The organism is Streptomyces chengmaiensis, assembly GCF_029846775.1.
Lineage (GTDB): Bacteria > Actinomycetota > Actinomycetes > Streptomycetales > Streptomycetaceae > Streptomyces > Streptomyces chengmaiensis.
The window spans coordinates 1-22042 of the sequence record NZ_JARWBG010000008.1 but is presented as its reverse complement, the minus strand read 5'-3'; the positions used below and the strand labels follow the sequence as shown (position 1 = coordinate 22042).

At 71.2% G+C, this 22042-nt stretch carries 24 protein-coding genes; 10 read left to right on the top strand and 14 right to left on the bottom strand.

Annotation, left to right across the window (positions count from 1 at the left end):
• Nucleotides 1–220: 220 nt before the first annotated feature.
• Nucleotides 221–616 carry a PadR family transcriptional regulator gene (locus QCN29_RS09480; RefSeq protein WP_279927303.1) on the top strand — a complete coding sequence of 132 codons (396 nt, stop codon included), beginning with the start codon at nucleotides 221–223 and terminating at the stop codon, nucleotides 614–616.
• Nucleotides 600–1184: a hypothetical protein gene (locus tag QCN29_RS09475; RefSeq protein WP_279927302.1), complete on the top strand. Its 585-nt coding sequence runs from the start codon at nucleotides 600–602 to the stop codon at nucleotides 1182–1184. The genes QCN29_RS09480 and QCN29_RS09475 overlap by 17 nt, the downstream gene beginning before the upstream one ends.
• On the opposite strand, the gene QCN29_RS09470 is transcribed toward QCN29_RS09475, so the two are convergent.
• On the bottom strand, nucleotides 1166–1945 hold the full coding sequence (locus tag QCN29_RS09470) for a hypothetical protein (RefSeq protein WP_279927301.1): 780 nt from the start codon (nucleotides 1943–1945) through the stop codon (nucleotides 1166–1168). The two genes, QCN29_RS09475 and QCN29_RS09470, sit on opposite strands and share 19 nt — an antisense overlap.
• Before the next feature lie 120 nt (nucleotides 1946–2065).
• Between QCN29_RS09470 and QCN29_RS09465 the strand changes: the two genes are divergently transcribed.
• Nucleotides 2066–3178, top strand: a complete 1113-nt coding sequence (locus tag QCN29_RS09465; protein WP_279927300.1) for a glycosyltransferase family 39 protein — start codon at nucleotides 2066–2068, stop codon at nucleotides 3176–3178.
• Between the two features lie 147 nt (nucleotides 3179–3325).
• Here QCN29_RS09465 and QCN29_RS09460 read toward each other — a convergent pair whose 3' ends face one another.
• The gene (locus QCN29_RS09460) at nucleotides 3326–4537 is read right to left on the bottom strand and encodes an alpha/beta hydrolase family protein (protein WP_279927299.1); all 1212 of its coding nucleotides are present in this window, start codon (nucleotides 4535–4537) and stop codon (nucleotides 3326–3328) included.
• On the opposite strand from QCN29_RS09460, the gene QCN29_RS09455 reads away from it, so the two are divergent.
• Nucleotides 4536–4832 carry an excalibur calcium-binding domain-containing protein gene (locus tag QCN29_RS09455; protein ID WP_279927298.1) on the top strand — a complete coding sequence of 99 codons (297 nt, stop codon included), beginning with the start codon at nucleotides 4536–4538 and terminating at the stop codon, nucleotides 4830–4832. The two genes, QCN29_RS09460 and QCN29_RS09455, sit on opposite strands and share 2 nt — an antisense overlap.
• Nucleotides 4833–4852: 20 nt before the next feature.
• Here QCN29_RS09455 and QCN29_RS09450 read toward each other — a convergent pair whose 3' ends face one another.
• Entirely contained in the window at nucleotides 4853–5341 is a 489-nt protein-coding gene (locus QCN29_RS09450; protein WP_240138951.1) for an MmpS family transport accessory protein, read from the bottom strand.
• Between the two features lie 294 nt (nucleotides 5342–5635).
• Here QCN29_RS09450 and QCN29_RS09445 point away from each other — a divergent pair, with 294 nt between their 5' ends.
• The gene (locus QCN29_RS09445) at nucleotides 5636–6601 is read left to right on the top strand and encodes an alpha/beta hydrolase family protein (RefSeq protein ID WP_279927297.1); all 966 of its coding nucleotides are present in this window, start codon (nucleotides 5636–5638) and stop codon (nucleotides 6599–6601) included.
• A gap of 24 nt (nucleotides 6602–6625) precedes the next feature.
• Here the strand turns inward: QCN29_RS09445 and QCN29_RS09440 are convergent, their stop codons facing one another.
• Genes QCN29_RS09440 through QCN29_RS09430 form a run of 3 tightly spaced genes read right to left on the bottom strand, consistent with a single transcriptional unit; the run spans nucleotide 6626 to nucleotide 7856 of the window.
• Nucleotides 6626–6766 carry a hypothetical protein gene (locus tag QCN29_RS09440; RefSeq protein ID WP_279927296.1) on the bottom strand — a complete coding sequence of 47 codons (141 nt, stop codon included), beginning with the start codon at nucleotides 6764–6766 and terminating at the stop codon, nucleotides 6626–6628.
• Nucleotides 6763–7005 (bottom strand): DUF397 domain-containing protein, encoded by a 243-nt coding sequence (locus QCN29_RS09435; protein WP_279927295.1) that lies wholly within the window; start codon nucleotides 7003–7005, stop codon nucleotides 6763–6765. Before QCN29_RS09435 ends, QCN29_RS09440 begins: the two co-directional genes overlap by 4 nt.
• Nucleotides 7002–7856 (bottom strand): helix-turn-helix domain-containing protein, encoded by an 855-nt coding sequence (locus QCN29_RS09430; protein WP_279927293.1) that lies wholly within the window; start codon nucleotides 7854–7856, stop codon nucleotides 7002–7004. The genes QCN29_RS09435 and QCN29_RS09430 overlap by 4 nt, the downstream gene beginning before the upstream one ends.
• A 210-nt stretch (nucleotides 7857–8066) precedes the next feature.
• On the opposite strand from QCN29_RS09430, the gene QCN29_RS09425 reads away from it, so the two are divergent.
• Genes QCN29_RS09425 through QCN29_RS09410 form a run of 4 tightly spaced genes read left to right on the top strand, consistent with a single transcriptional unit; the run spans nucleotide 8067 to nucleotide 11275 of the window.
• A complete protein-coding gene (locus QCN29_RS09425; RefSeq protein WP_240138956.1) occupies nucleotides 8067–8489 on the top strand; it encodes a hypothetical protein in 423 nt (140 codons plus the stop codon).
• Nucleotides 8490–8500: 11 nt separating this feature from the next.
• On the top strand, nucleotides 8501–9322 hold the full coding sequence (locus tag QCN29_RS09420; protein WP_279927291.1) for an ATP-binding cassette domain-containing protein: 822 nt from the start codon (nucleotides 8501–8503) through the stop codon (nucleotides 9320–9322).
• Complete coding sequence (locus QCN29_RS09415; protein ID WP_279927290.1) at nucleotides 9322–10626, top strand: hypothetical protein; 1305 nt, start codon at nucleotides 9322–9324, stop codon at nucleotides 10624–10626. The genes QCN29_RS09420 and QCN29_RS09415 overlap by 1 nt, the downstream gene beginning before the upstream one ends.
• Nucleotides 10627–10657: 31 nt before the next feature.
• The gene (locus QCN29_RS09410) at nucleotides 10658–11275 is read left to right on the top strand and encodes a hypothetical protein (RefSeq protein WP_279927289.1); all 618 of its coding nucleotides are present in this window, start codon (nucleotides 10658–10660) and stop codon (nucleotides 11273–11275) included.
• Between the two features lie 362 nt (nucleotides 11276–11637).
• On the opposite strand, the gene QCN29_RS09405 is transcribed toward QCN29_RS09410, so the two are convergent.
• The 5 genes from QCN29_RS09405 to QCN29_RS09385 are packed head-to-tail and all read right to left on the bottom strand — an operon-like array spanning nucleotide 11638 to nucleotide 15748.
• A complete protein-coding gene (locus QCN29_RS09405) occupies nucleotides 11638–12906 on the bottom strand; it encodes a cytochrome P450 (RefSeq protein ID WP_240138961.1) in 1269 nt (422 codons plus the stop codon).
• Nucleotides 12903–13502 carry a GTP-binding protein gene (locus QCN29_RS09400; protein WP_240138962.1) on the bottom strand — a complete coding sequence of 200 codons (600 nt, stop codon included), beginning with the start codon at nucleotides 13500–13502 and terminating at the stop codon, nucleotides 12903–12905. Before QCN29_RS09400 ends, QCN29_RS09405 begins: the two co-directional genes overlap by 4 nt.
• Nucleotides 13480–13842 (bottom strand): DUF742 domain-containing protein, encoded by a 363-nt coding sequence (locus QCN29_RS09395; protein ID WP_240138963.1) that lies wholly within the window; start codon nucleotides 13840–13842, stop codon nucleotides 13480–13482. Before QCN29_RS09395 ends, QCN29_RS09400 begins: the two co-directional genes overlap by 23 nt.
• A complete protein-coding gene (locus QCN29_RS09390) occupies nucleotides 13839–14273 on the bottom strand; it encodes a roadblock/LC7 domain-containing protein (RefSeq protein WP_240138965.1) in 435 nt (144 codons plus the stop codon). Before QCN29_RS09390 ends, QCN29_RS09395 begins: the two co-directional genes overlap by 4 nt.
• Nucleotides 14270–15748 carry an ATP-binding protein gene (locus QCN29_RS09385; protein ID WP_279927286.1) on the bottom strand — a complete coding sequence of 493 codons (1479 nt, stop codon included), beginning with the start codon at nucleotides 15746–15748 and terminating at the stop codon, nucleotides 14270–14272. Before QCN29_RS09385 ends, QCN29_RS09390 begins: the two co-directional genes overlap by 4 nt.
• A gap of 487 nt (nucleotides 15749–16235) precedes the next feature.
• On the opposite strand from QCN29_RS09385, the gene QCN29_RS09380 reads away from it, so the two are divergent.
• A complete protein-coding gene (locus QCN29_RS09380; protein ID WP_279927285.1) occupies nucleotides 16236–16517 on the top strand; it encodes a hypothetical protein in 282 nt (93 codons plus the stop codon).
• Between the two features lie 265 nt (nucleotides 16518–16782).
• On the opposite strand, the gene QCN29_RS09375 is transcribed toward QCN29_RS09380, so the two are convergent.
• The 3 genes from QCN29_RS09375 to QCN29_RS09365 form a co-directional block, all read right to left on the bottom strand.
• Entirely contained in the window at nucleotides 16783–18381 is a 1599-nt protein-coding gene (locus tag QCN29_RS09375; RefSeq protein WP_279927284.1) for an APC family permease, read from the bottom strand.
• Nucleotides 18382–18621: 240 nt separating this feature from the next.
• Entirely contained in the window at nucleotides 18622–20127 is a 1506-nt protein-coding gene (locus QCN29_RS09370; protein WP_279927282.1) for an aldehyde dehydrogenase family protein, read from the bottom strand.
• Nucleotides 20124–21869 (bottom strand): N-acyl-D-amino-acid deacylase family protein, encoded by a 1746-nt coding sequence (locus QCN29_RS09365; RefSeq protein ID WP_279927459.1) that lies wholly within the window; start codon nucleotides 21867–21869, stop codon nucleotides 20124–20126. Before QCN29_RS09365 ends, QCN29_RS09370 begins: the two co-directional genes overlap by 4 nt.
• Nucleotides 21870–22042: the final 173 nt, after the last annotated feature.

Below are 22042 nucleotides of genomic sequence, written 5' to 3'. Positions count from 1 at the left end.
CAGATGCGCATGCGTCATGTCCGCTGCAGGACAAGGGTGTTACGCAGAGACGTGAGACATGCGCCCCGTGACCATATGCAAGCAAAGGGTGTATTGGCCACCTATGAGGAAGAGATCAAGACATGAGAAGGGCCACAACACCCGTGCCTGACGGGGTGGTTGAGGCCGCAGACGTCAACTACCTTGCCGCACAAGACAGCCCTTGACTATCATGCGCCGCATGACAATTGCGTTGCCCGGCGCGGCGGCCGACCAGCGGCGCACCCAGCTGCTGCGCGGCGTCCTGGACCTGTGCCTGCTGGCGCTCATCGCCGAGCGCCCGCGCTATGGCTTCGAAATCGTCTCGGGCCTGGCGGAGAACGGGCTGGAGCTGGTCAGCGAGGGCAGCATCTATCCGCTGCTGGCCCGCCTGCAGAAAGGCGGCCTCATCGACGCCTACCGGGCTCCGTCACCGTCGGGCGGGGCGCCGCGCAAGTACTACCGGCTGACCGACGAGGGCCGTGCCGCGCTGACCGCGGGCCGCACGACCTGGCAGGGCTTCGCGGCGGCCGTCGACCGGACGCTGTCCGACACGCAATCGGGGGAAACGGATGAGACCCATGACGCTGACCGCTGACGACATCCTCGACCGGTGCCGCAGCGAGTGGCTGTTCCGCGATCTGCCGGAGGCCGAGGTCGACGACATGGTCGCGGAGCTGCGCGACCACCTCGACGACGCGTCCGGCGCGGGCAGACCGGCGGCCGCGGTGGTGGGCGAGGACCTGAACGCCTTCGCCTCGGCCTGGGCGGCCGAGCGCCGCGCCGAGCGGCCGCGCCGCCGGACGCCGCGACAACTCGCCCTCCACGCCTACAGCGGTGCGGCCGCTCTGCTGCTGGGCCACCACCTCGTCGGCTGGTCCGCCCGCGTCGACGTCGTCCCCGGCTCGGTCGCCGCCATCGGCCTCTTCGCCGCGCTGATGTCCTGCACCCCGTACTGGCGCGCCCTGCTGCACTGGCCCCTGGGCCGCTGGATGGCGCTCTGCTTCGGCTTCTCCGCGCTGCTGCTCGCCCTGTTCCTGGTCGGCGGCGCACCGGTCCTCTTCAGCGTCCCGCTGTGGGGCACCGCGCTGTTCTGCCTGCCGGCCTTCGCCGTCGCCGCCGCCTCCCGGCTCAGGCCTTCACCGGATCAGACCTTCACCGGATAGGAGATGAGCAGGCCCACCGCGCCCAGCAGGGTGACCAGGCCGAGGACGAACAAGCCCAGCCGGGCGGGACCCACCCGCATACGGCTGGTGAGGGCGGCGAAGAACAGCACGAGCGCGAAGAGCACCGCCGTCAGGACGTAGTTGTCGGAGCGCTGGTTGGCCTGCCGCGCCTTGGCCGACAGGTCCTCGGCCTCGTTCAGCTGCCTCACCGCTTCCTGCAGGGTGGCGAGCTGGTACTCGGGCATGGCGAACGGCGTGCTCGGAGCGTCCGGGTTCTGCAGCGGACGCGTGGCCAGCCATGCCTGCATCGCCGGTTTGAACTCGCTGCGGAACCTCTCGAACAGCGCCCCTGAGGCGCGGTCCGGGTCCGGGACGTACTGGCCGTCCGGGCGCTCCGCGCCGCCTTCGAGGATCTCCTGGTTCAGCAGGGAGAGCCACTGCGTGAACATGATGACGTCGATCGTGACGAACTGGCCGGCCTCGGTGGAGTTGCGGGTGGACTCGGTGCGGGTGGCGGACGCGGACGCATACGAGTTGGCCTGGACCCCGCTCCACTTGGCACTCTGGAAGCCCGCCCAGGCGGTGCCGACGGCGGCCAGGGCGATCACCACGGTGAGCGTGAGCTCCAGCCAGCCGGGCATCTCCTTCTTCTCCCCGGCCTTCTCCTCCCCCGCCTTCTCCTCAGGCGCTTCGGTCCCTTCCCGCTCCCCCGGCTCCTCCGGCTCCCCCCGCTCGTCCGGCTCCTGCTCCTTGCCCTCCATTCGGCCAGCGTATGAAGGCCCACGCCGGTCTACCCGCCGAGAGCTCCGGGGCTGAGCCGTCCGGGTGGCGGACCGCCGGATAGCATGCACCGTTCAGGGCAGTTGGCGAGGGAGTACGGGGTGCGGGCAGGTTCGTCACGATGGGACCTGCGGTCCCTCGCCCCGGCCGTCTCCCTCTATCTGGCGATACGGGTGCTCGGCTTAACCGTTCTTGCACTCTGGTCGACGGCGAACGGCGCCAGCGCGCATGTGCTCCTCAGCCGCCGCTGGGACTCCCTGTGGTACGCGCGGGTCGCGGAGCACGGCTACGGGTTCACACTCCACGCGCCCGACGGCCGGGACCTCTCCAGCATGGCCTTCTTCCCGCTGCTGCCCTGGCTGGAGAAGACCGGATCGGCGCTCTCGCCCCTGGCCCCGTCCGACATCGGCCTGCTGGTCAGCGCCCTGGCCTCGGCAGCCGCCGCCGTCGGCCTCTTCGCGCTGGGCCGCCAGGTCCACAGCGACCGGGCGGGGCTGATCCTCGCAGGCCTGTGGGCCGCGCTGCCCGTCGCCGTCGTGCAGTCCATGGCGTACAGCGAGTCGCTGTTCGTCGCCCTCGCCGCCTGGTCGCTGTACGCGCTGCTCCGCGACCGCTGGCTCACGGCCGGGGTCCTCGCCTGCCTCGCCGGGCTGACCCGGCCCGTCGGCGTCGCACTGAGCGCCGCGCTGATCGTGACCGCCGTCCTCGCCGGACGCCCCCGCCCCGCGCGCATGATCGCGGGGTGCGCCCTCGCCCCGCTGGGCGCGGCGGGCTACATCCTGTGGACGGGACACAAGCGGGGCGAGCCGCTCGGCTATCTCGACGTCCAGGCGGAGTGGGGGAACGGCTTCGACGCGGGGCTGGGATTCGCCCGCTTCCTGGCGACGCCCGTTTGGGCCTCCCCCCTCGCCACGGCCCTGGTCCTGGCCGCGCTGCTGGCGCTCGCCGCCTGGCCGCACCGGGCCGCCTGGAAACAGCGCCTGCCGATCTCCCTGATCGTCTACTCCGCCGTGGTGACCGCGCTGGCACTCGGAGCCTCCGGCTACTTCGGGTCCAAGCCCCGGCTCCTCATCCCGGCCTTCCCGATCCTGCTGCCGCCGGCCATCCTGCTGGCCCGCTCCCGCCCGGTGTACACCTGGGTCACGCTCACGGCACTGGCGGCGGTCAGCGCGGTCTACGGCGCGTACTGGCTGAACGGCACGGGCCCCCCGTAGGGCGGCGTCCCCGTGCGGAGAACCGGTCGCGGCCCGGCCCCGGGCCGAGGCCGACGGCTGCGGCTGCGGCTTGGCTGACTTGCAGCTGTGGCTGCGGCGACGGCTGGGACTGCGGCTGATGCCGCGGCGACGGGACGGCAAGGGGCCTCACGCCGCGCTCTCCGGGGAGAGAATCCCGTCGAGCCAGTCGAAGGCGCAGCGGTCGAAGACCGACCTGTTCCAGATCTGGCAGTGGCCGAAGGCGCCGTCCTCCCCGCCCAGCCGCACCAGCGCCTTCGGTCCCGCCACCGCGTCGTGCAGCAGCTGCGCGTGCGCGGAGAGGGGGTCGCTCTCGTTGGCGACGACCAGCGCGGGGCAGGCAATCCGTCCCGCGACGTCGGAGAGCGTGTAGCGGCTCAGCTCGATGATGTACGCGCCGAGCGATTGGACGCCGTGCGTCCACAGTCCTCGCTGCACCAGCCGCCAGCGGCCCATCGGGCTCTCGGCCGCCGGGGCGACGAGCGCGCTCAGCTCGTCGGGGTCGACGTCAGGCAGCCGGTCCATGACGTCCGGCGGAAGCCCCATGCCCGCCAGCAGGTCCCACATCCCGGGGTCGGCGATCAGAGCCGCCACACGGCCGTCGCCGCTGACCCCCCGCGGCGCGAGGAAGCCGCCCAGGCTCATGCCCATGACGGCGATGCGCCCGGCGTCGACCTCGGACCGCCCAGCGGCGTAGTCGATCACCGGGCGGAGCACGGTCTCCCAGTCCGGTCGCAGCCGCAGCCCCTGCCGGATGAGCACGCTGCCCTGCCCGGGGCCGTCCACGAGCAGGCAGGCATACCCGCGGCGCACCGCCGGGACCGCGTGCATCGCATAGGCCTCGTGAACGTTCGAGTCATAGCCGTTGACCGACACCACCGTGGGCAGCGGCGGCCCGGCGGGGTCGGCGTCGGCCGGCAGACAGAGGTGTCCGGGGAGGGTGGTCCCCTCGAACGGGATCTCCACCGCCTCCACGGGCTGCGGGGCGAGCGCGGCGAAGCTGCCGAAGCAGTCGCTCTCCAGGTCGAACGCCTCCGTGAGCCGGGGGTCGACCGGCTCTCCGAACAGCGGCTGGTAGGCCGTCCGGAAGTAGGTGGCAGCCCGCTGGTAGCCGTCCGCGGCGCTGGTCCAGCGACCGGCGGCGGCGCTCTCGCCCGCCGTCTCCGCCAGCCTGCGGGCGAGCGCCGTCCACTGTCCGTACCAGCCGTCCCGGTCCCCGGGCTCGATCCGCCGGGCGGTTGCCGAGCACTCCCCCATCTCCGCCGCGCCCCGGGCGACCAGTGCGATCGCCCGGTCCGTGAACATCTGGAACAGCGGGTCGTCGTCGAAGAACTCCAGCATGGAACGCGCCTCCGCGGTGACGGCACAGTGGGACTGCCACGCTATGGCGCGCCGGTGCGGGGCGCTTCCCGGCGGGGACCGCACGGTGGACGCCCTCCCGTCCTGCGGTGCGGCATCGTGCGCGCGGCGTGATCGTGAGCGCGTCCGTGCGGGAGCTCACCGCCCCCTCGCCGTACTGCGAGAACTGCGACGCCGCACGGGACGCGGGGCCGCCCCTCTGCTGCGCGGCCGGCCGGGGTACGCGCCGCGCCTCGACGCGGACGACGACGGCATCGGCTGCGAGCGCGAGAAGTGATGCCCGACGCCGCCACCGCGCTAACTCTGACCGGGCACGCCCGTCTCGCTCGGCCAGTGCTCGGGCTCCTCGCTGGTCTTCACCTCGCACACGGCCGGTTCGCCCGGCGCGGGCGAGATCCCGGAGGCGACCTCGCGGACGCCGTCGAGCATGATCCGGCAGGACGCGGTCCGCCCGTCCTGCGGAGTGATCACGACGCGGGCGACGTCTCCGGTGTTCACCACGGACTCCCCGCTCCACGGCAGCGACGCCCCGCTGACCCGCTGCGTGTCGAGGGCGCCCTCGAACCGGTCCGGGCTGACCGTGTAGGCGATCTCCCCCGTCCCCGGCCCGCCCTCTCCGTCCGCGGAGGCCTCATACGTCAGATACCAGCCGTTCCCGCCGCGCAGTTCCTTGAGCCAGGTGAAGCCGGGGCGGCCGACGAGGACGGCGACGGCGAGCCCGGCGACCGCTGCTACTGCGAGAACGATCCCGAGCGCCATCGGCGTGTTCCGGGTGCGCTTAACCATGCCTGTCACGCTACGGCGCTCTGCCGGGCCGTTTCACCAGACCGCAGACGGGCTTCCGCGTCCTACCTGAGGCTGACGCCGGGCCCGGACGTCAGACCTGCGACGCGGTCGTCGACCACGCCAAACAAAACGGAACGCCGTTCCACTTGATAAACGGAACAGCGCTCCGTATCTTAAACGGAACGGCGCTCCGCTTCATCTCGCGGAGCTGCGCCCGGGACGCCCTTGTCCACCTCCCCCTCCGCCGGCCCATGGGATCTCACCGGCGGAAGCCATCGAAGGGAAACACCCATCGTGAGTGCACCGACCTCCGCATCCGACGCCTTCACCTCACCATCCCCCGTCCTCTCGGTCAGTCCGGTCACACTCAAAACACCCGGCCGAGCAGTCGACCTGGAGGTACGCGTCTCCGCACCCGTGACCGGGAGCGACCTGCCCGTCATCCTCCTGTCGCACGGTCAGGGCTACTCGAACCACCTCTCCTCGCTGAACGGCTACGCCCCCCTCGCCAACTTCTGGGCCGCGCACGGCTTCGCCGTGATCCAGCCCACCCATCTGAGCTCCATGACACTGCGCGGAACCCTGGACCCCGACACCCCCGGCGCGCCGCTGTTCTGGCGATCGCGAGCAGAGGACATGACATGCGTCCTCGACCAGCTCGACGCGGTCGAGGCCGCCGTCCCGCAGCTCCTGGGACGCCTGGACCACGACAAGGTCGCCGTGGTCGGACACTCGATGGGCGGCCACACAGCGAGCCTGCTGCTGGGCGCCCGGCTCACCGATCCGGACGACGGGACGACGGTGGACCTGGCCGAGCCCCGGATCAAGGCCGGCGTACTGCTCGCCGCGACCGGCCGGGGCGGCGACGCCCTCACCGAGTCCGTGGCCGAGAACTGGCCCTTCTTCCGCACCACGGACTTCTCCCGGATGACGACGCCCGCGCTCGTGGTCGCCGGGGACAAGGACGACTCCGCCCATCTGACGGTCCTGGGCCCCGAATGGCACGCCGACCCGTACCACCTCGCACCGGGCCCCAAGTCCCTGCTCACCCTGTTCGGCGGGGAGCACGGGCTCGGCGGCGTCTCCGGCTACGACGTGGCCGAGACCACGGACGAGAGCCCTGAGCGGCTGTCCGCGGTCCAGCGCCTCACCTGGGCCTACCTCCGCAGCCGGCTCTACCCCGGGGATCCCGCCTGGCAGGCGGCGCAGGACGCGCTGGCGGCGGACCCCAACCCGCCCGGGACGATCGAGTCCAAGTAGGCGGGAGGCCGGGGACGCCGGGGCTCAGGGCCGGATGCTGCGGGCGAGCCAGGGGGGTGTGAGCGTGAGGCTCGTGATCGGCTCCTTGTACACGGCGTCCCCCGGGCAACGAGTCTCGGCGATCTCCGTGATCGCGGCGACGGCGAACTCGGTGGAGTGGGTCACGCGCGGGAGAGCCCCGAGGCGATGAACTGCGCCCACTGGGCCTCGGGGAAGGCGAGTTGCGGGCCGGGGACGTTCTTGGAGTCGCGGACGTGGACGAGACCGGGGGTGGCGGCGACCTCGACGCAGTTGGGCTCATCGTTGCTGCTGTGGCTGCTCTTGAACCAGGCCACCTCCACGCAGGCGGGGCCTTCATTGCCGCTGTAGCTGCTCTTCGTCCATATGGACGGCTTGAGTGTCATGTCTCTCCCAGCAGTTTCTCGATGAAGGCGAGTGACTCCCGTGGGGTGAGAGCCTGCGCCCGGATGCTTCCATACTGCAGTTCAAGGACCCGGACGACCTTTGGATTGGCTGTCAGTCGACTCCTGCCATAGCCCTCCGAATATCCAAGCACTGCCCCGTCCTTGAGCTTCAACATCTTGATGTCACCACCCATGCCAGCGTGTTCCTCGGTCTCCGTCGGCATGACTTGCAGCTCGACATGCCGCAACTCACCAAGTGCAATCAGGTGTTCGAGCTGGCGGCGCAACACCATCCTGCCCCCCAGTGGACGCCTGAGCGTCGACTCTTCCTGGACGAAGGTTAGAGCGGGAACCGGCTTGCGCTCGAAGATCGCATGCCGAGCCACACGAGCGGCCACATAACCCTCGATCTCGTCCTCGGTGTATGTCGGCCGCCTCATTGCGTACAGAGCCCGCGCGTACTCCTCCGTCTGCAACAGGCCATGGAGGTTGTGTGTGCCGTACCACCCGATCTCGACGGCCTTCGTCTCCAGCTTCACCAGGTTTCGAGCCTTATGCGGAAACCGGGTCTCCGCCACGTCCTCCTTGAACTGCGCGATCTTGCCGCCCGCGCCCAGCACCTCGTCCGCCTTCTCCAAGAACGTGTCACTCGGGGTCCGGCGGCCGCACTCCACCGACGAGACCTGCTCGTCGCTGTAGCCGATCGCCCGAGCCAGCTCCGCCTGGCGCATCTTCGCCGTTTCTCGCCACAGCCGGATCTGCTTGCCGACCGTCTTGAGGACCGCGCCGGAGTCGTCCTCGAGGTCCATCGGGTTCGTCGGGTCTGTCGGGTCCGTCGTCGAATCGTCCATGCCGACCACGCCTTTCGTTCACGCTCCGTGCCGGGACAACCACCCATCACCGTATGCACGGACGGCCACACCGAGTGACATAAACGCAGGAATCACCCACACGTGGCTGCCGCTGTGATCACCGACACATGTGGGGCGCATATGACCAGAGTTAACTGCTGCGACATAGCATGGAAGACGACCAACTAGCCTTCTTTCATTGGGGGATTGATGCGCTCGGCCTTAGCAAGGAAGCGCAAGCTCGCCGTCGTCGGAGTCCTGACCGCCATAGGCATGGCGACTCCCGTCGTCAGCGCCGTCGCCGCGGAGATCAGCGGCAGCAGGCTCCCGTTCTCCATCGCGACATCGGGCAGCAAGGAGGACGGCGACCGCTGGAAGGGCAAGAGCAGCGGTCACGCCAAAGCGTGCGGGGACGTTCCGGTGAATGACACCAGGACGTTCAGCGCCTACATCTACCAGGACAAGAGCTTCCGCCCCGATCCGCAGATCGCCAGCACCTCGCGCAGCTACAGGCAGGGGTACGGCTGCGGCTCGTACAAGGGCACCAGCACGAGCGGCAAGTACTACACCAAGGCCACCTGGTCGGGGATCTCCGGCAGCCGGGCCTACGGCTACGTGAACGCCCAGAACTGATCGGGCGGCACATGACCACTCGCAACAGCGCCGCCGCGGCCGGCTCCCAGCCGGTCGCGGCGGTCGCGGGCGTGACCGTGCGGTACGGGTCCACGACCGCCCTGGACGACGTCTCCCTTGAATTCCGCTCCGGGGTCACCGGGCTTCTGGGGCCCAACGGAGCAGGCAAGAGCACCTTGTTGTCTGTGCTGAGCACCGCCCGCAGGCCAAACTCCGGTGCGGTCGCCCTGCTCGGGGAGGAGACGCCGGGGCGTGCGTCGCGGGCGCGGCGCGTGCGGGAACGGATCGGTGTGCTTCCGCAGTCGTTCGGGTTCTATCCGCGCTTCACCGTCCTGGAGTTCACCGAGTACGCGGCATGGCTGCGCAGGGTGCCCGCCGCCCGGCGGCGGGAGCGGGCCCGTGAGGCGCTGCACCTGGTGCAGATGGAGAAGCACGCGGACGCCCGGATGGGGGCGCTGTCCGGCGGCATGCTCAGGCGCGTCGGCATCGCCCAGGCCATGGTGAACGAACCTGCTCTGGTGCTCCTCGACGAGCCGACCGTCGGCCTGGACCCGGCCCAGCGTGTGGGATTCCGGACCCTTATCACCGAACTGGGCGAGCGGTGTGCCGTGGTGATGAGCACGCACCTCGCCGAGGACGTGGCCCATGTCTGCGGCCGGGTCGCCGTCCTCCTTGAGGGAAGCGTCCGCTTCACCGGGACGGTGGCCCAACTGTGCGCGCTGCCCCGAGCGGACTACGGGGACGACGGAGAGAGCGGCGACGGCGCGGTCGACGGTTCCGCTGTCGAGGCCGGGTATCTGCATCTGGCCGGAGCGGGCGCGGTGACGACCTGATGCGTGTGCTGCTGACGGAGATGCGGCGCGGCGAGGCGAAGTGGGCGGCCCTGCTCATGGGCGCCGTCGGCGTCTACTACCTGCTCTCCGGGAGTCCGGCCGACAGCGACTGGATCGGCTGGTGGACCCAGACCAGTCTGGTCGTCCAGCTCTTCGCGGTGATCGTGATGGGCTCGGTGATGAGCGCCGCTGCCGCCTGGGCCGCCGGCCGCGCCTTCCGCCACCGGACGAGGGACTGGGCGGATGCCGCTCCACGCGGCGGCTGGGCGCAGGCGCTGCTGCTGTGGCTCGCGGTGTGGCTGTGGGCGCTGTTTGCGTACGTCGTGCTGATCGCCGTGGCGTTCTCGCGGACCGCGCAGGTCAGCGAGGTCAGTGAGCCGTCGTGGACGCCGCTGCTGCTCGGGGCCGGGATGCTCGGCCTGGAGATCGCCGCGGGGATCGCGATCGGGTCGGCGCTGCCGTCCCGGGTGGTGGCTCCGTTCGCCGGGATCTTCTGGTACGGGCTCTTCGTCTTCGTCGCGTTCGTTCCCGGCACGGCGCTCGACAAGCTGTTTCCCGCCGTCGACGAGTTCTGGGGGCCGGAGTTCACGCCGAACACGGCGAGGATGCTGCTCGCCGTCGTCTGGTGTGCGGCTCTCGCCCTGCTGCTGCCCGGCCTGCCCGCGCTGTGGCGGCGCGCCGCGCTCGCCCCGCGGCCGCTGGCGGTGGGGGCGCTCACGGCAGCCGCGCTCCTCGCGGGCGGCACGCTGACGGCCCTCGCGGCTCCCGCGCCCGACTCGTACTGGGCGGTGCGCAGGGCGCAGCCGGAGCGACCGGTGTGCGCTGACAGCGGCCGGACCGAGGTGTGCCTGTGGCCTCAGGACCGCCATCTGCTGCCGCGGGCCCGCGCGGCCGTCCGGGCGGTCGACTCGGGGCTCGGCGGTTTGAAGGGCCTCAACCGCAGCTTCTATGCGAGCGGTCTGAAGCGTCCCGCGTCCCCCTACGGCGCCGAGCTGTCCCTGATGTCGCCCGCGGTGACCGAGGCCGACCTGGTGGACAGCATGTTCACGGCCGCGCTGCCGCAGCCGGACTCCCCGCACTGCGAGCCCCATCTGCTCAAGGAGGCCGGCGGCTACCCGGACACGTTCCTCTTCGAAGCCGTCGTCCGCGGGCGCGTCGGCGCGCCGGCGGAGTACTACGGCGAGCAGTTCGGCAGTGCGCTGGAACGCGTTGCCGGCGCGCCGCGTGCACGCGAAGACGCGTGGATCGAGGGGGCGGCGGACGCGATCCGCGCCTGCCGTCCCGTTCCCGAGCTGCCCCGGTGACCGGCGCGATGCATGGCAGGGGAGCCCCGGCGTGAGGGCCGTGCTCGCCTTTGCGCGCTGCCGCGGACTGCACCGGGCGGCGGGGGTCGCGCTGCTGGTGGCCCTGGCGGCGACGGCGTTCTCCGCGCAGCGGGTCGCCGTGCCGCAGTTCCGCTATCTGGTGGACTTCAGCGTGCCGGTGGCCGAAGTCGTGCCGCTCGCCCACGCGGTGGTCCTCGCCACCACGCTGTTCTCCCCCATGGCCGACCTGGAGGAGACCGCCGCCCAGCCCATGAGCCGCCACCGTGCCGCCTATCTGGCGGTGCTGCTCGCCCTGGCGGCAGGGCTGACCGCACTGCCGCTGCTCACCGGTGCGACCGCGGAGGTCTTCGGGGCGGCGGCCCGGAACGTCGTGGGCTATCTGGGTCTGGGCATGCTCAGCGCCCGGCTCTTCGGCAGCGGGCTGGCCTGGCTGCTGCCGCTCGCGGTGTTCGGGCCGACGCTGCTGCTGGGTGTGGCCGCCGACAACACACCGGAGCCATGGGCCTGGTCGCTCCACACGGCCTCCAGTACGCCCGCCGCCGTCGTGGCCGTGCTGCTGTGGCTCACCGGCGCGGCCGCGGCGGCGACGGGCCGGCCTCGGCAGACGGAACGCGCGGAGCGGCGTTAGGGCTGCCGTCACCCACAGGGGTGATCAGAGCCAACTCCGATGGCGGATATGCCCTTGGCCACGCACACGCGCGCTGTGACACAAGCGCCCGACTCCGCGGTTAGGCTGACCGGTGCATCCCCGTGGGAGGACACCGTGAGCGGCATGAGCCCCGAGCAGATCAAGCGCATGCGCGAAGTGGTCGACCATGTCTCCGACTATGCCGAGCAGCTCGAGAAGGGCTGGAAGGTGGAGACGACGGACGGGGAAGTGAAGCTCGTCCTCGGTTCCGTACGAGTTCGGGGACACCGTGCCCGCCGGGCGGTGGACGTTCGACACCAGTGGGCTGGTCCGCTACCGCTGACCGGCCGCGTCGGCGGAGGTCAGCGCACTCGGTCGGGCAGGAGTGCGCGGATCGGCGGGAAGCGCACGGGCAGGGAGACGAGCGCCCGGTGGAAGGGGCCCGGCCGCCAGCGCAGGTCCGCTGCCGGGACGGCCAGTTCGATGTCGGGCAGCCGGTCGAGGAGCTTCTCCAGCGCGGCTGCGGCGATCAGCCGGGCGGGGCCCTTCGCCGGACAGGTGTGCGGGCCCGCACTCCACGCGAGATGCGCGCGGTTTCCGGCCCGGCGGTCGCCGGAGAGGCCGGTGCCGGTGTTGGCGGCTGCCAGGCTGATCAGAAGAGGGGTGCCTTCATATACGAGGTTCCCCTCGATCTCCATGTCGCGGAGCGGATAGTGAATGGCGTAGTTCGCCAGCGGGGGGTCGGTCCACAGCACCTCGTCGATGGCGTCGTCGACGGGCATGCTGCCGCCCGCGAGGTCGCCGGCGAAGCGGTCGTCGGACAGCAGCAGCCGCAGCCCGTTGCAGATCAGGTTCTGCTGCGGCTCGGTGCCCGCGCCCATGAGGACCACCAGCTGGTGCATCATCTCCTCGTCCGTGAGCCGGGCCGGATGCGCCATCAGCCAGGACGACACGTCCGGTCCCGGCTCTCTCCGCTTGAGGGCGACCAGCTCGGCGACGCCCTCGGTCAACACCGCGTTCGCCTTCTCCGAGTCGGCGTCGGCGTCGAAGATCCCGGACATGCCTTCGACCAGCTTGTCCCCGATGTCCGGTGGGCAGCCGAAGAGCCGGTTGAAGACCAGCAGGGGCAGGACGGCGGCGTACTCGGAGAGCAGATCCGCCCGCCCCTCGGGCCCGATCCGGTCGATCAGCGTGTCCGCGATCTGCTCGACGTATCCCCTGAGCGCGTCGGGGTCGACGCGGCCGAGGCTGTCGGTGATGGCGCCGCGCAGTCTGCTGTGCTCTTGTCCGTCGGTCCACAGGGCGTTCGGCCGATACATCATCATGGGCACGACCGGGCTGTCCGGCGGCACCGTCCCGTCGGCGAGGGCCCGCCAGCGCCGCGGGTCCTTGGAGAAGCGCTCCGGACTGCGCAGCACCTCCAGTGCTCTGTCGTAGCCGGTCACCAGCCAGGCGTGGACACCGGGGGCAATCTCCACGGGCGCGAGGGAGCCGCGGGCGCGCAGCCGGGTGTACGAGGCCATGGGGTCGGCGGCGAACTCCGCGCCGTACAGGCGCTCTGCCGTGGGCGCGCTCGCGTGCGCCGGGCAGCCCGGAGGCGCCGTCTCGGACGTGGATCGGGGTGTCGTCATCCTTGCTCCCAGGGTGTGCGGGTCTGCAGGTACTCGACGAGGGAGATCAGCGCTCCGGCCGAGGACGCGGCCTCCCGCGCATCGCATACGACCAGCGGGGTTTCCGGAAGCAGGTCGAGGGCCTCGCGGATGTCCGCCTCCGGGAAGGCCGGTGCGCCCTCGAACTGGTTGACGGCCACCGCGTACGGCACACCGTGCTCTTCCAACAGGCCCATGATGTCGAAGGAGTGGTCAAGTCTTCGGGTGTCGGCGAGCACCAGGGCGCCGAGCGCACCGTGCAGCATGTCGTTCAACAGCCCGGTGAAGCGTTTCTGCCCGGGCGCTCCGAAGAGATACAGCACCAGGGACTCGCTGAGCGTGATGCGGCCGAAGTCCATCGCGACGGTCGTCGTCGTCTTGCCGGGGACTCCAGCGAGGTCGTCGACGAGTTCGCCGGCCTGCGTCATCGTCTCCTCGGTGCGCAGCGGGCGGATCTCGGAGAGGGTTCCGACGAACGTGGTCTTGCCGACGGCGAAGTGGCCGACGACCAGGATCTTGACCGCGGTCTGGACCGTGTCGGGGACGTAGACCGGGTCAGAAACGGGAGCGGAGCCCATGGAGCACCTCCTGCAGGAGCCGGGCGTCGGGAAGTTGTGCCTTGGGGATCGGGGGCCGGACGGTGAGATGGCCGCTGTCGATGAGGTCGCTGAGCAGAACCTTGGTGACGCTCACCGCCAGAGAGAGGTGGGCGGCGACTTCGGCGACCGACAGGGCTCCTCCTCCGCACAGTTCCATGACCCGTCGCTTCTCGGGGTTCAGCGAGTTCAGGGGGCGGTCGCGTACCGCCGTCACCAGCGTGACCAGGTCCACCGTGTTGCGTGTCGGATGAGCGCGGCCCTCCGTGATGACATACGGCCGTACGAGTCCTCTGTCCCGCCCCGGTCGTGACGGAGTCATGCCGTGCCGGCGCCGTCTGGTGCGACCGCCTCCGAGGTCAGCCGCGGCGGGGAGGTCATCTCCCTGCCGAGCCGGTCGACCAGTTTGTGCATGCTGTAGGTGACGGCTTCCATGTCGACGTCCTGACCGGCGGAGACCGCCAGGTACGCGCCCGGGCCGGCCGCCACCAGGAAGACGTAGCCGTCGACGAACTCGACCAGCGTCTGCTGCCACGGAGACGTCTCCTCCGCGCAGAACTCGGCCGTGCTCCGACTGATCGACTGCAACCCGCACAGCGCCGCGGCCTGCCGCTCGGCCTCGTTGCGGTCGATGTCCTTGGAGTGGGCGCGGAGCATGCCGTCCGAGGAGAGCAGAATCGCGTGGCGGGCTTCGGGGACTCTCAGGACCTCGTCCAGCATCCATCCGAGTTCGTTGGTCACGGGGCTGGTCATTGCGCGGCGTTTCCTTCGCTGTCGGTGGAGGCGTCGCGGCCGGAGCGGGTGCCGCGGGCGAACGCGCCCATGCGGGAGGCGGCCTCGGCGGGCGGACGGGCGAGCTGAGAACCGGGGCGGGCCGGGGCCGGGGAGGCGTCGGTCTCCTGACGCAGCGGGCTGCGTCTGCGGCGCTTGGGCAGACCTCCCGCGGCGGACGGCGCCGCCGACCCCGCTTCGGGGGAGGGCTCCGCGGGCGGTCCGGGGCGTGCGGCGGCTTCCGGGGCGGCGGTACCCGCTCGGGCCGCCGGGGCTTCCCCGGCCTCTCGGGCTCCGGGTACGGCTCCGGCTCCGGCTCCGGGTACGGCTCCGGGTACGGCTCCGGCCCGGGGTACGGCATCCGCTGCTGCTCCGGCCTCCACGCGGGAGGGAGACGGGGAGGCGGGCTGCGCCTCCGCTCCCTGCACGGGGATCGGCGGCCCCATGAACCGCACACGGTTGAGGAGGACGTCGGGGAGGAACAGCACCGCCCGCACGCCGCCGTACGGCGACTGCATGTCCACGGAGACCCGGAAGCCATAGCGGGCGGCAAGGACGCCGATCACGGCGAAGCCGAACTGCGGCGGGTCGCCGAGTCGGTGGATGTCGATGTCCTCCCGGCCGGACAGACGCCGGGCGGCTTCATCGGCTTCGCCCGCGTCCATGCCGATGCCTGCGTCGTCGACGACGATGCTGACGCCGTTGTGCGCCGGCCGGATGCCCACCTCGACCTTGGTGTTGGGCTGGGAGTGCCGCGCCGCGTTGTCCAGCAGCTCCGCGACCGCGAGGACCACCGGCTCGACAGCCCGGCTCACCACGTCCATGTCCACCCGGGAGTGCACCTCGATGCGCCGGTAGTCCCGGATTCTCGACGTCGCGCCGCGTACCACCTCGAGCAGCGGCGACGCCGCCCGCTGCCGTCCGGGCCATGAGCCGCAGAGCACTGCGACGGCCTGGGCCCTCCGGCCGAACTGCGCGTTGGCGTGGTCGACTTCCAGGAGGTCCTGGAGCACATCGGGGTCGTCGTGCCGGCCCTGCATCTCCGAGATCGACAGCTGCTGCTCACTGGCCAGTGCCTGCAGAGCGCGCATCGTCGTCTTCAGCGTCGATTTCGCGGACTTGTCCGCCCGCAGCCGGGCGGCCTCGCCGACGCCGGAGAGCTGGTCGACGATCCTCTGCAGGCTCCTCCCGTACGGCGTTGCCGCGAGCTCCGCGTCGAGTGGCCGTCCCGGCACGGGCGTTGCGTCTGCGTCACGGGACGCCTTCACCAGCGCGGGGAGCCGGGTCTCCGCGAGGTGCCGTATCTCCTCGTCGCGGGCGGACAGTGCGGCTTCGTGAAGTCTCAGTCGACGGCGTAGGGCGGCGGTGATCCGGTGCTGGCGTATCAGAAGCAGCAGTCCGACGAACGTGACCACGGCGAGGCACCAGACCACCGCCCCCGGTATGTGTTGTGTCATCAGGTCCTCGTACGGGGGAGGGAGGCATGCCCGGAGAGAGCAGGACACGCGGCAGCCGACTCTGAGGGCCCATCGGATTTCGATCGGCTACGCCGGGCGCGGCACCGTGGCACGGGTGAGGCCAGGGAGCTCCCGCGTCCTTTCAGGGGCGCCGGAGCGATCGATCATCCACGGTCCACGGGGAGGTCTTCAAGTGCCGTGCGTAACAAATCGAACACGACGAGGAGCTGCGCCGTCGGCCGGACGACGCCGACGGCTGGTCGCTCCAGCCGGGTCAGTGCTGGTTACCGGGCGGTTTGCCGCAGTCAACCGTGCGACGGCATCCGTCACGTCTCCGCCGCCCCAAAGAGCGGCCGTCGGGTCCGGCCACGCGCACCCGTGCGCATGGCCGGCGCTTCACCCGCCTGCCGACCAGGCGTGGCGGGGCCCCTCCGGGGGACGCAGGCTGACGGCAGGCCGCCATACGCACAATCGCAAGGAGAGGGACATGGCGATTCTTGCGCACAACCAGAGCCCCGACTGGAACGAGGAGCTCTACCTCGGGACATTGGAGCGTGCGATCCCCGACCCCCAGAACCCGCCCTCAGGGCTGGTCGCCCACTTCGCCGGGCCCCGCGAGGGCGGCGGCTGGCAGGTCATCGACGTATGGGAGTCCGAGGAGCACCTCCGTGCGTTCCTGGAGGGGGCCGTTCTGCCGGCGGCGAAGGAACTGGGAGCCCCGCCCTTCGACACCGTGGTGACCGAAGTGCGGAACTCCCTGATCCCGTAGTCCCGCGGGCCCCGTACGACCCGTGGACTCCGTAGCTCCGCGGGCCCCGTACGACCCGCGGACTCCGTAGCTCCGCGGGCCCCGTACGACCCGCGGGCCCCGTACAACCCGCGGGCCCGCAGGCCCCGTACAACCCGCGGGCCCGCAGGCCCCGTACGACCTGCGGGCCCCGCATGCCCCGCGGGCCCCGTCGACCCTGATGGACCCCGTACGACCCGCCGGACCCGTCAGACCCGCTGGACCCGTCGTGAAACGCGGCGGCGGCTCAGTCCGCGACCGTCAGCGCCGGAGTCTCCTTGGTGAGCACCTCACCCCGGAAGAACGCCGGGCTCCGCTTCTGCATCACCAACATCAGCGCCACACCCAGGAGCAGCAGCCCGACACCGATGACGAAGACGCTGCCCATGCCGAGGACGGAGCTGCCGCTGCCGTACGCCGGGTCCCACATGTCCTTGAGGGTCTGGACGAAGACGGCCGCGAGCATCAGTCCGCCGAGCCCCGGCAGGATGCCCTTGACGAAGAGGTCGCGGGTGGAGGAGCGCAGCTCGCGGCGGAAGTACCAGACGCAGGCGAAAGCCGTGATCGAGTAGTAGAAGCAGATCATCAAGCCGAGGGCGTAGATGGTGTCGACCAGGACGTTCTCGCTGATCAGCGTCATGACCGCATAGAAGACGCCGGTGGCGACGCCGGCGATGACGGTGGCGCGGCCGGGGGTCTTGAAGCGCGGGTGGACCTTGGCGAAGGAGGCCGGCATCGCCTCGTAGGCGCTCATCGCCAGCGCCGTGCGGGCGACGGGGATGAACGTCGTCTGGAGGCTGGCCGCCGCGGAGGCCAGGACCGCGACGAAGAGCAGGACGCCGAGGCCGGAGCCCATGATCGGGCCTGCGAGGACGGCGAAGACGTTGTCGGAGGTGTCCGGGTTGCCCAGGCCGAGGCCGCTCTCGCCGATGCCCGCGTACATCTGGACCGCGACGGCGACCAGCAGATACGAGGCGACGATCACGACGATGGCGAGCAGCGCCGCACGGCCGGGGGTGCGGTCGCTGCCGACGCTCTCCTCGTTGACGGACAGACAGGTGTCCCAGCCCCAGTAGATGAAGATCGAGAGGGAGAGCCCGGCGGTGAAGGCGGTGAAGGACTCGACGCCGAAGGGGTTCATCCAGGAGAGGGAGAAGTCGAGGGCGCCGGCGACCTCGCCGGACTTGGCGATCGCCATGGCGGCGAAGAGGACGATGACGGTGAGCTGGAGGCCGACCAGGGCGTACTGGACCCACTTGGTGGCGGTGATCCCGCGATAGCTGATCGCCGTGGCGATGGCGATGAAGACCAGAGTGGTGAGGATGTGGACGGCCTTGTCGCCGTCGAGAGCGGCGATGTCCGCGCTGCCGGTGATCTCGCCCGCGGTGAGCCAGAAGAAGGAGGTGGCCACTCCGGCGAGGTTGGACAGCACGACGACGGTGGCGACCAGCAGGCCCCAGCCGCAGAGCCAGCCCACATGCGGGCCGAACGCCTTCACCGACCAGGTGAAGGAGGTGCCGCAGTCCGGGACCGCCTTGTTCAGCTCGCGGTAGGCGAAGGCGACGAGCAGCATCGGCAGAAAGCCGGCCAGGAAGATCGCGGGCATCTGGAGCCCGACCTCGCCGACCGTGGGGCCGAGCGTGGAGGTCAGGCAGTAGACGGGCGCGACGGTGGAGACGCCGATGACGGCCCCGCCCATCAGGCCTACGGAGTTGCCTCCGAGGCCCTTCTCGCGCACGCCCTCGCGGACGCCTCCTCGTACACCGCCCTCGGCGGCGGCCGGGGCGGGTCCCGCGACGCCCCTTGCCGTGTCTCCGGCCTGGGGCCGTGCCTGCAGCTCAGTCATGGGCAGGACGGTAGGCGCTGCGATTTCCATATTCGAAGGCTTGGAACCCTTTTACTTGATCCTTGAAATCCTAGGAAATTCCAAGGATACACCTACGAATAGATGGACATTCGGCCGAATTTTACCGATATCCAGAAGGCCCCGCGGCCACTTTTCCGCGATGCGAGAATCGCAGCACTCGGCCGAAATGTCGGTTTTCGGATTTCCCTGTGAGGTGCGTCACCAGACGACCGGCAACGGTCAGCCCGGCCAGACCAGTGCCTGCAGTTCGCTGTACGCGTGCAGTGCGTACGACCCCACGTCCCGGCCGACCCCGCTCTGCTTGAACCCGCCGAAGGGGGCCTCCATGTTCCGGCCCACCGTGTTCACCCCCACCCCGCCGGACCTCAGCCGCCCCGCCACCCGGAAGGCGCGCGCCACATCACCCGACCAGACGTAGTCGATCAGGCCGTACTCGGTGTCGCCCGCGAGCGCGACGGCCTCCTCCTCGTCCTCGAACGGCAGCACCACCACGACCGGGCCGAAGATCTCCTCCCGCACCACCCGCATCCCACCCGTACAGTCCGCGAAGAGCGCCGGGGCCACATGGAAGCCCCGCTCCGGGCTGCCGGGCCGCTCGCCGCCCGCGACCAGCCGTGCGCCCTCCTTCCTCCCCGACTCGACATACGACTCCACACGGTCCCGGTGAGCCGCGGAGATCAGCGGGCCGACGACCGTGTCCGGCTCCGTCGGATCCCCGGCCTTCAACCGGGACGCATAGGCGGCAAGGCGCTCCACCAGCCGGCCGTACACGGCGCGGTGCGCGATGACCCGCGTCGGGGCCGTGCAGATCTGACCGCTGTAGAAGGAGAAGGTCGTGCCGATGCCGCGCACCGCCGAGTCCAGGTCGGCGTCGTCGAAGACCAGCGCCGCACCCTTGCCGCCCAGCTCCATCAGCTGCCGCTTCATCGTCCGGCCGCAGACCTCGCCGATGCGCCGGCCGACCGCCGTGGAGCCGGTGAAGCTGACCATGTCGACGTCCGGGCAGTCGACGGCCGCCTCCCCCGCAGCGGCGCCGGAGCCGGTGACCACGTTCACCACACCGGGCGGGGCCCCGGCCGCCGCCAGCGCGCGGGCCATCGCATAGACGGACAGCGGGTCCTGCGGGGCGGGCTTGACCACGACCGTGTTGCCCATGGCCAGGGCCGGGGCGATCTTCCCCGCCGGGTTGGCCCAGGGGTTGTTGTACGAGGTGATGCATGCGACCACGCCCACCGGGCGGCGCACCGCCAGCGCGCCGAGCACCCCCGCCTTCCCCATCGGCCCCGCCGCGCTGATCTGCGGCGGCAGCGGCTGCTCCACGGGCTCCAGCGCGCCCTTGGCATACCGGCGGAAGCGGGCCGCGGCGACCGCCACCTGCATGCCGCGCGCCGTCGCGGTCGTCGCGCCGGACTCCGCGACGGCGAGCCGGGTGTACGCCTCCGACTCCCCCTGGATGAGGTCCGCCGCCCGGTCGAGGACCGCGGCCCGTTCCTCGGGGCGGGTGCGGGACCAGACGGCGAAGGCGTCCTTCGCGGCGGCCGCGGCCGCATGGACCTGGGCGCGGCTCGCCTCGGGGGCGAGGCCGACGACCTCCTCGGTGGCCGGGTTGACCACCTCGTACCAGCCGTCGTCCGGCGCCACCCGCTCGCCGCCGATGAACAGGCGCTCTGTCAGAGGTTCCGCCAGGGATTCCGCCAGGGATTCTGTCAGGGGCTCAGGGGTCATCGGGTGGCCACCGTCCCGGTGTCACGGCCGGAGCGCAGCACCCTGCCGGGGATCGCGCCCGTCACCCGGTCGTTCCGCACGGTCTCCACCCCGTTGACGCAGACGGAGGCGATGCCGACGGCGCGGGCGTCCAGGCGCGGGCTGTCGCCGGGAAGGTCGTGGACGAGCGTGGCCGGGCCCGCGTCGATGCGCTCCGGGTCGAACAGCACGAGGTCGGCGTGGAAGCCCTCCTGGATGCGGCCGCGTTCGCGCAGACCGAAGAGCCGCGCCGGGTCGTCGGTGAGCATCCGCACCGCCTCTTCGAGGCCGACCAGCCTGCGGCCGCGCAGACAGTCCCCGAGGAAGCGCGTGGTGTACGGAGCGCCGCACATCCGGTCCAGATGCGCGCCCGCGTCGGAGCCCCCGAGCAGCACGTCCTCGTGCTGCCAGGTCCGGCGGCGCAGCTCCCAGGAATCCGGGTCGTTGTCGGCGGGCATCGGCCACAGCACGGTGCGCAGTTCGTCGTGGGCGCAGATCTCCACGAGGGCGTGGAAGGGGTCCTGGCCTCGTTCTGCGGCGATGTCGCCGACGACCCGGCCGGTCAGGCCCTCGTTCTCCGCGCTGTAGGTGTCGCCGACGACGTACCGGCCGAAGTGCGCGAGGCGGCGGAAGACGCCCGCCTCCTCGGAGTCGGCCCGCTTCAGCATCCCGGCGCGGACGGCGGGATCGCGGAGCTTCGCGATCCGCTCGGGGACGGGAAGGCCGAGGATCTCGCCCCAGCCGGGGATCAGGTTGAGCGCGCAGAACGTGCCCAGCGACATGTTCATGGGCGTGAGGATCGGCATGGTCAGCGCGACGATGCGGCCGCCGGCCTTGCGGGCGCGCTCGGAGGCCGCGAGCTGACGCGGTACGCGGTCGGGAACGGCGGCGTCGATGGTCAGCACGTTCCAGTTGAGGGGCCGTCCGGCGGCGGCGCTCATCTCCACCAGGAGGTCGATCTCGTCGTCCGAGAACCGGTCCAGACAGCCCCCGACGATCGCTTCCAGCTGGGTGCCCTCGTGGTCGGCGACGGCCCGCGACAGCGCGAGGAGTTCGTCGGGGCGGGCGTGGCGGGAGGCGACGGGCCGGCCGTCGCCGTCGGAGTGGGTGGACGACTGGGTCGTCGACAGGCCCCAGGCGCCGGCGTCCATCGCCTCATGGAGCAGGCGGACCATCGCCTCCAGCTGCGCGGGCGTGGGCCGCCCGCCGATCGCGTCCGGCCCCATGACATGGCGGCGCAGCGCGCAGTGGCCCACCATGAAGCCCGCGTTGACTGCGGTGCGGCCGTCGAGGGCGTCGAGGTACTCGCCGAAGGTGTGCCAGGTCCACGGCGCGCCCCTTTCGAGGGCAACGAGCGACATGCCCTCGACCTTGGCCATCATGCGGCGTGTGTAGTCGGCGTCTTCCGGGCGTTCCGGGTTGAGCGGGGCGAGTGTGAAGCCGCAGTTGCCGCCGGCGACGGTGGTGACGCCGTGGTTCATGGACGGGGTGGCGTACGGGTCCCAGAACAGCTGGGCGTCGTAGTGGGTGTGCGGGTCCACGAAGCCGGGAGCGAGGACGAGGCCGTCGGCGTTCCGATACGTACGGGCGGGGTGCGCGGCGGCCGCCTTGCCGGGCTCGGCTATGACCGCGATGCGGCCGTCGCGTATGCCGACGTCGGCGCGGTAGGAGGGAGCGCCGGTGCCGTCGACGACGGTTGCGGCCTGGACGAGGTGGTCGAGCATGCGGATCGCTTCCTCTCGGAGCGGAGCGGCGGGCGGCTTTGCCGCGTGCGGCGGCACGGTGCGGTGCGTGCGGCGGCACGGTGCGGGCAGTGCGGACGGTGCGGGCGGCACGGCCGGTGCGGGCGGTGCGGTGCGTGCGGCGGCACGGTGCGGGCGGTGCGGGCGGCACGGTG

Coding starts and splice junctions, on each gene's coding strand:
- QCN29_RS09425 (WP_240138956.1), top strand. CDS start 8,067: ATGCGCTCGGCCTTAGCAAGGAAGCGCAAGCTCGCCGTCGTCGGAGTC.
- QCN29_RS09435 (WP_279927295.1), bottom strand. CDS start 7,005: ATGACACTCAAGCCGTCCATATGGACGAAGAGCAGCTACAGCGGCAAT.
- QCN29_RS09480 (WP_279927303.1), top strand. CDS start 221: ATGACAATTGCGTTGCCCGGCGCGGCGGCCGACCAGCGGCGCACCCAG.
- QCN29_RS09450 (WP_240138951.1), bottom strand. CDS start 5,341: ATGGTTAAGCGCACCCGGAACACGCCGATGGCGCTCGGGATCGTTCTC.
- QCN29_RS09395 (WP_240138963.1), bottom strand. CDS start 13,842: ATGACTCCGTCACGACCGGGGCGGGACAGAGGACTCGTACGGCCGTAT.
- QCN29_RS09470 (WP_279927301.1), bottom strand. CDS start 1,945: ATGGAGGGCAAGGAGCAGGAGCCGGACGAGCGGGGGGAGCCGGAGGAG.
- QCN29_RS09430 (WP_279927293.1), bottom strand. CDS start 7,856: ATGGACGATTCGACGACGGACCCGACAGACCCGACGAACCCGATGGAC.
- QCN29_RS09375 (WP_279927284.1), bottom strand. CDS start 18,381: ATGACTGAGCTGCAGGCACGGCCCCAGGCCGGAGACACGGCAAGGGGC.
- QCN29_RS09390 (WP_240138965.1), bottom strand. CDS start 14,273: ATGACCAGCCCCGTGACCAACGAACTCGGATGGATGCTGGACGAGGTC.
- QCN29_RS09460 (WP_279927299.1), bottom strand. CDS start 4,537: ATGCTGGAGTTCTTCGACGACGACCCGCTGTTCCAGATGTTCACGGAC.
- QCN29_RS09365 (WP_279927459.1), bottom strand. CDS start 21,869: ATGCTCGACCACCTCGTCCAGGCCGCAACCGTCGTCGACGGCACCGGC.
- QCN29_RS09385 (WP_279927286.1), bottom strand. CDS start 15,748: ATGACACAACACATACCGGGGGCGGTGGTCTGGTGCCTCGCCGTGGTC.
- QCN29_RS09370 (WP_279927282.1), bottom strand. CDS start 20,127: ATGACCCCTGAGCCCCTGACAGAATCCCTGGCGGAATCCCTGGCGGAA.
- QCN29_RS09455 (WP_279927298.1), top strand. CDS start 4,536: ATGGAACGCGCCTCCGCGGTGACGGCACAGTGGGACTGCCACGCTATG.
- QCN29_RS09415 (WP_279927290.1), top strand. CDS start 9,322: ATGCGTGTGCTGCTGACGGAGATGCGGCGCGGCGAGGCGAAGTGGGCG.
- QCN29_RS09420 (WP_279927291.1), top strand. CDS start 8,501: ATGACCACTCGCAACAGCGCCGCCGCGGCCGGCTCCCAGCCGGTCGCG.
- QCN29_RS09400 (WP_240138962.1), bottom strand. CDS start 13,502: ATGGGCTCCGCTCCCGTTTCTGACCCGGTCTACGTCCCCGACACGGTC.
- QCN29_RS09475 (WP_279927302.1), top strand. CDS start 600: ATGACGCTGACCGCTGACGACATCCTCGACCGGTGCCGCAGCGAGTGG.
- QCN29_RS09380 (WP_279927285.1), top strand. CDS start 16,236: ATGGCGATTCTTGCGCACAACCAGAGCCCCGACTGGAACGAGGAGCTC.
- QCN29_RS09405 (WP_240138961.1), bottom strand. CDS start 12,906: ATGACGACACCCCGATCCACGTCCGAGACGGCGCCTCCGGGCTGCCCG.